Source organism: Algoriphagus sp. (assembly GCF_029254265.1).
Classification (GTDB): domain Bacteria; phylum Bacteroidota; class Bacteroidia; order Cytophagales; family Cyclobacteriaceae; genus Algoriphagus.
Genome location: NZ_JAQWXX010000005.1, coordinates 1 through 4,752, shown reverse-complemented (window position 1 = coordinate 4,752; position 4,752 = coordinate 1). Strand labels below are relative to the sequence as shown.

General features: G+C 38.4%; 7 protein-coding genes. 2 read left to right on the top strand and 5 right to left on the bottom strand.

Features of this window, described 5'->3' with window-relative positions; translation table 11 throughout:
- The coding region (locus tag P8O16_RS00410; protein WP_300309708.1) for an ATP-dependent helicase C-terminal domain-containing protein at positions 1–1,287 on the top strand (1,287 nt) is incomplete at its 5' end.
- On the opposite strand, the gene P8O16_RS00405 is transcribed toward P8O16_RS00410, so the two are convergent.
- Together P8O16_RS00405 and P8O16_RS00400 are read right to left on the bottom strand one after the other, a co-directional pair.
- Positions 1,284–1,838, bottom strand: a complete 555-nt coding sequence (locus P8O16_RS00405; RefSeq protein WP_300309707.1) for a hypothetical protein — start codon at positions 1,836–1,838, stop codon at positions 1,284–1,286. The two genes, P8O16_RS00410 and P8O16_RS00405, sit on opposite strands and share 4 nt — an antisense overlap.
- 108 nt (positions 1,839–1,946) lie before the next feature.
- Positions 1,947–2,474: a HEAT repeat domain-containing protein gene (locus P8O16_RS00400; protein WP_300309705.1), complete on the bottom strand. Its 528-nt coding sequence runs from the start codon at positions 2,472–2,474 to the stop codon at positions 1,947–1,949.
- A gap of 51 nt (positions 2,475–2,525) precedes the next feature.
- On the opposite strand from P8O16_RS00400, the gene P8O16_RS00395 reads away from it, so the two are divergent.
- Positions 2,526–3,239 carry a hypothetical protein gene (locus tag P8O16_RS00395; RefSeq protein WP_300309703.1) on the top strand — a complete coding sequence of 238 codons (714 nt, stop codon included), beginning with the start codon at positions 2,526–2,528 and terminating at the stop codon, positions 3,237–3,239.
- Positions 3,240–3,317: 78 nt separating this feature from the next.
- Here the strand turns inward: P8O16_RS00395 and P8O16_RS00390 are convergent, their stop codons facing one another.
- The 3 genes from P8O16_RS00390 to P8O16_RS00380 all read right to left on the bottom strand — a co-directional run.
- Positions 3,318–3,686 (bottom strand): TM2 domain-containing protein, encoded by a 369-nt coding sequence (locus tag P8O16_RS00390; protein WP_075351282.1) that lies wholly within the window; start codon positions 3,684–3,686, stop codon positions 3,318–3,320.
- Entirely contained in the window at positions 3,679–3,984 is a 306-nt protein-coding gene (locus P8O16_RS00385) for a DUF2752 domain-containing protein (RefSeq protein ID WP_075351283.1), read from the bottom strand. The genes P8O16_RS00390 and P8O16_RS00385 overlap by 8 nt, the downstream gene beginning before the upstream one ends.
- A gap of 108 nt (positions 3,985–4,092) precedes the next feature.
- Positions 4,093–4,752: oxygenase MpaB family protein (locus P8O16_RS00380; protein ID WP_300309697.1), on the bottom strand; the 660-nt coding region annotated here is incomplete at its 5' end.

Below are 4,752 nucleotides of genomic sequence, written 5' to 3'. Positions count from 1 at the left end.
GAGGCAATTCAAAACGGAGATCTAACTGCTCATGGAAAAGAAATTCATGCGGTTCCCTGTCACCCCCGAATTGCCCACATGTTACTTTTTGCGAAGCAACATGGTCAGCTAGGTTTGGGAACAGACATTGCAGCTATTCTGGAAGAGCGAGATCCTTTGCCACAGGATTCAGGAGTTGATTTAAATTTGAGAATTGAGGCCCTACGTAGGTTTAGAAGTCGAGGAGTAAGTATTGCCCGAATTAAAAAAATTGAAAAGATCGCAGCTTCCTATCGTCGGATGTTTAAAATTGATCCAGAAAACTCGCCTGTTGACCCTTGGCAAACAGGCTTGCTATTGGCTTATGCTTATCCGGAGCGAATCGCTGCAGCCAAGCATGGAAATAATGCCCAATTTCAACTCGCAAATGGTAAAATCGCGGCAATAGGACATCGAGATGATTTGGCACATGAGTCATGGCTTGCAGTGGCTCATCTTGATGCTCGAGAAGGAATGGGTAAAATCTGGATGGCAGCACCTTTGAATCCCAAAGATCTGATGCCGATGGTCAAGACCAAAGAAATCATCTCTTGGGATCGAAAAAAAGGTGGTTTGGTTGCATTGACGGAAGTTCGGATTGGTGCCATTGTGCTAGGGAGTCGTCCTTTGGCCAAAATTGAGAAGGGAGATGCCACGCAAGCAATTTTGGAGGCAGTTAGAGAAGAAGGTGAATATTTATTGAATTTTGATGGCGATGCTGGGCAACTGATTCTTAGAGTAGCTAGTCTCAGAAAGTGGAATCCTGCCCAAGATTGGCCTGATTGGTCAGTGGCCAACTTATGTGAAAAACCTGAAGACTGGCTTGAGCCGTACCTAACAGGAATCACTAAAAATGAGGATTTTAAAAAACTTAATATTTCCAAAATCTTACTTCATAGTCTTGATTTTGAGCTTCAGCAACAATTGGATAAACTTGCGCCAGCAACGGTAAGAGTTCCATCAGGAAGTGAAATTAAGATTGAATATAGAACAGACGGTGACGCTCCTCTCCTTTCGGTTAGACTACAAGAGCTTTTTGGATTACTGGAAACCCCCAGGGTAAATAATGGTAAAATTCCACTACTGATCGAAATGCTTTCTCCGGGGTATAAACCTGTACAACTCACACAGGATTTGAAGAGCTTTTGGAACAATGGTTATTTTGAAGTAAAGAAAGAACTGAAAAGGAGATATCCTAAGCATGAATGGCCAGATGATCCTATTTCAGCTGAGGCCGTAAGGGGTGTTAAGCGAAAAAATCAGAATTAATCCAGATTATCCATGTTATCTAGGTAATCTAGAAATTGTAAGAATGAAGCCAAGGTAAATGGGGTCATGTCTTTTTCTTGGATTTGCGTTAGAAAACTTTTCCTCACTTCCTGGTAATCGTTTGGATTATAAATTTTACAAAGAGCTGTTGCTCTAAATGCGTTATAGACAAAATTTTGGGTTTTAAAGGAATTATTCCTTTGTTCTACGAAAGCACGCTCAAGATTTAGAGGGTTTATCATTTCATCCAACCACTTGAACCCGTCGGTTACAAAAAAGGACTCAGTCTTCATGATAGCTTCTGACAACTCCCAATCATTTTCAATTGTAAAACGCTTCGGTAATTTCTTCCCAATTTTATTGAGCGTTTGAATCATTGTGATAGACCTTTCCGCATAATCTTTTAAAGTTGGCAGGAACTTATGGATTATCATCTCTACTTTATCAATCCTCACTCCGAGGTTGTATTCCAAAAAACTCTGATCTGAATAGTCTGTATAATGAACAAAAATCACCTGCTTTCCATGAGGAAATTCCTTTTCGAAAAGCATTAAGGATTCAATGAATTTAAAGCCAAAATCTTTAAAAAAAAGGTCATGAATTGAGACTAAATCAATTTTGCGCATAGTATTTAAACAGCACATTTTTGATTTTGTTGCCTAATCCTCAGAAAATAATTCTCTCATTTCCAACAGTATGGGTTCGATTTCCATTCTTTTAATGGCAAGACTTCCTTCATCTTCAGGATTATGTAGGTAGTGATTCCAGTGCTTTTCTGCTTTTCTTATCGTGCGGGGGGAAATATCAAATTCCACTTCATCTAAATAGTCCTTGGCAAGTGTAGAGGCTTTGAAATTTCCAAAAAGATAAACCCGGAAGATATCAACAAACCGCTGGCTTAAATCAAACAATTCCAAAACCTGAACAAAAGCACCTTGGTGAGACCTGTTTTTTTTGTCATTGATTGCTTCAAAAATTGCATCCAAGGATTCCTCATTAAAACTTGAATTTGAAAGCGCTCGACAAGCTAAATACGCAACCTCCCATTGATCTCCTTTTACCAGTTCGATCAATCGATCCCTACCTGATTCATCAGCCAATTTCCCAACTTTATCTGCGAAAAAATAGGCTTCTTTCTCGTTAGGGTCAGACATTTTAGCTATTAATCGATCGATTTCGGCTTCCATTGATTTTAAGTTTAATTTGTACAAATATAATTGAATTGCTTCTCCTTGATTATGAATTCCGCAAATCCGACCAAGATTAGTTTAGAATCTTACTTTCAATTGATCCAAAAAGGGAAAGGATTGAATCTGGAAATGAATTATTTGTCAGACAAGCACCAACTTCAATTTTGGAATTCGACGGATTGGCTGGTCAAGGTGATGCTTCCATGGAATCGGCTTCCTAATGCTGAAGGAAATCTAATAGCCAAGGATGACCACCATTTAGGACTGGTAATGATTCGAGCCGGAATTGCTTCCACTGGCTATTTTCATAATGATGTTATGATTGATCACAAGGTATTCAGGGCCTACATGATTCGACAAAAACAAGGAAAAAGTCAAATCAAATATTTGAAAACCAAAGGAAAATCAAGAGCTGGTTCGAGATTAAGACTAGGAGAAAGTGACCGTTTTTTTGAAGAAATAAGTGAGCGATTGAATAACTATTCTGATGAATTTCCAATCGATATGTGGGGTATCAGCTGTGCTAAAACCTTATTACCATATTTTTTTTCTAGTGAACCTGCCCCGCCTTTTGCAAAAGATCAGGAAAACCTAATGGCTATCCCCTTTCATGTGCAGCAGCCTGATTTTGAGACCTTAAAAAAGATGCATCAAAAATTGAATCAAATTCATGTTATTTTTTCAGAGAAGGGAATGGAAGTCTTCGAAAATACACCGTTGGTAGGTGTCATTAAATCTTCTCCCGAGGAAGAGGATTGGTAATGCATTCTTCTGTGCAAAAAAGAAAAGCCAGAATTTCTTCTGGCTTTTGGTTGGTGGTGTTAAGTATTCAATCAGGTATTAGTTGGTTTCACCTGGGTAGTTAGCATTAAGCATATTCATAGTCTCATGTGCGACCTTGATATTGTATTCATAGGCAAGGCTTTTATAATTCACCAAATCCACGATCGTACCGATGAAACAAAGACCTACAGTGAGGATATAAAGGATTCCTAGTCCAATCTGTCCAAGGATGAATCGATGCAAACCTGCGAATCCAAAGAAACCAAGTAATGTCAAGATCAGAATCATTTGAGAGTCTTTTCTTCTTGCACGATATACTTGAGCAAATAGAGAAGCCTGATCTTCGTCCATGCTTTTCATCAGTCCCTGGATATATCCAAGTTCCATACCTTCCAATTCTGGAAGATGTCTCAATACATTAGCCATAGTTGTGTGTTGTTTTAAGGTTGTTTATTAAAGTCCAAATTCGAGAGAAAATCACCAAATAGGCGAACATTGCCAAAGGATGCATCGACCAGGATTCCTGAAAATCTCCTTTAAGAAGTAGATTCATGGAACGACCCAATCCACATCCAGGACACCAATCAAATCCCAACTGATCTAATGGGCAAAGGCTCATATGATCTCCGGAATATGGATTGATGAAATAGATTGCAATAAGGCTTCCGATCCAGAATATCAATTCTAAAGGCAGTTGCTTTATCCATCGGGTGATTTCTTTCATGCCAGTAGAATTACGAAAAAGATGCCATTTGTCAAAAAGTGGCTTTTTAAGCTAATTTAAAGGAATGCCAAAAAAAGAATGAATTGAATCGTACAAAAAAGTGTTCGTTTACGAACGCTTTAACTCCGGGAGTTTTATACTTAGCTTTCTTCCAAAGCTTGCTTTTTGATTGAATTCAAACTGCTTTGCGATTTGAGAATAGCTTTTATTCGAACCATAGTTTTTCCACCCATTAAATTTGAACACCAAACCCAGCAATTCTCCATTTACCGGTTGGGGAGTATAAATACTCAATGCTTTTGATGCTTCTTTTCCTAAGAAAAAATTTAGAATCGGGATTACCTGAGCTGCGATTAATTGATCTGGTATAGTTGATTTGTAATAATTGACTAAGGCAGTTATCAATCTGTTCCCTGCATCTGATTGGCGCAAATGACGCTTTCTGATTAGTTTTTCCAGTTCAAAAGCCTCTTTGGAATTATCCGGCCAAAAATTGGTATCGATTCCCATCAGCTTTCCCACCCACTTCCAATAGTTCATCAGCAGATCAACATCCTCATTTGAAACCTTAAAACCCATTTTTCTCCAACCTCGAATCACAATAAGACTAAAAGTCAAATTGGTACCAATTAAATCTTCTTGATTGATAGGTTTTCCAAATTCGTAATTCCAATCTTTTGAATAATGAGAAATGAAATACCTGCTAAAAGCATGAATCAGACGAACTTTTGCGCAGGTTAGGTAAGCCTTCTTTTTGCTCATAAAGGC

Bases quoted from the DNA above. Each gene is read 5' to 3' on its own strand.
- P8O16_RS00405 (WP_300309707.1), bottom strand. From the start codon at position 1,838: ATGCTTTTCGAAAAGGAATTTCCTCATGGAAAGCAGGTGATTTTTGTT.
- P8O16_RS00400 (WP_300309705.1), bottom strand. From the start codon at position 2,474: ATGGAAGCCGAAATCGATCGATTAATAGCTAAAATGTCTGACCCTAAC.
- P8O16_RS00395 (WP_300309703.1), top strand. From the start codon at position 2,526: ATGAATTCCGCAAATCCGACCAAGATTAGTTTAGAATCTTACTTTCAA.
- P8O16_RS00390 (WP_075351282.1), bottom strand. From the start codon at position 3,686: ATGGCTAATGTATTGAGACATCTTCCAGAATTGGAAGGTATGGAACTT.
- P8O16_RS00385 (WP_075351283.1), bottom strand. From the start codon at position 3,984: ATGAAAGAAATCACCCGATGGATAAAGCAACTGCCTTTAGAATTGATA.